Here is a 638-nt window from a genome sequence, read left to right on the forward strand (position 1 = left end):
GCCGAGGACGTCCGCGCGCTCCTCGACCACATCGGAGCCGAGCGCGCCGCCGTCGTCGGCTCCTCCTTCGGCGGCCGCGTCGCCCTCGAACTCGCCGCCCTGCACCCCGGACGCGTCTCCGCGCTCGCCCTCCTCGCCTCCGGCATCCCCGGCATGGCTCCCAGCGCGGAGCTGCGCGCCTGGGGCGCCCGCGAGGACGCGCTCCTCGAAGCGGGCGACCTCGACGCGGCCGTCGAGCTCAACGTCGACACCTGGCTCGGGCCGGAGGCGGGCGAGGACGCCCGCGCCCTCGTACGGGACGGGCAGCGGCGCGCCTTCGACCTCCAGCTCGCCGCCCCCGAGGAGAACCACCCCGTCGCCCCCGAGGTCACCCGCGAGGACCTCGCCGGGATCCGGACCCCCGCCCTCGTCGCCTCCGGCGCCCACGACCTGCCCGACTTCCGGGCCGTCGCCGACGAGCTCGGCGGCCTCCTGCCCGCCGCCCGCCGGGTCGACCTCGACTGGGCCGGCCACCTCCCCGCCCTGGAGCGCCCGGACGAGACCGCCCGGCTCCTCGTCGAGTTCCTGGCGGAGGTCCAGGTCTCCGCGCTCAGCCCCGGCGTATCTGCGCGGTGATCGTCGGGTCGGTGATCCTGTCG

Annotated in this window: 1 protein-coding gene; it reads left to right on the forward strand. The window is 77.6% G+C overall.

Annotated features, from left to right (window positions below):
- Nucleotides 1-615, forward strand: a 615-nt coding sequence (locus CCN56_RS40660; protein ID WP_107484324.1) for an alpha/beta fold hydrolase, incomplete at its 5' end; no start/stop codon positions are given.
- Nucleotides 616-638: the final 23 nt, after the last annotated feature.

Source organism: Streptomyces sp. NRRL B-24572, assembly GCF_002156145.1.
Taxonomy (GTDB): domain Bacteria; phylum Actinomycetota; class Actinomycetes; order Streptomycetales; family Streptomycetaceae; genus Streptomyces; species Streptomyces vietnamensis.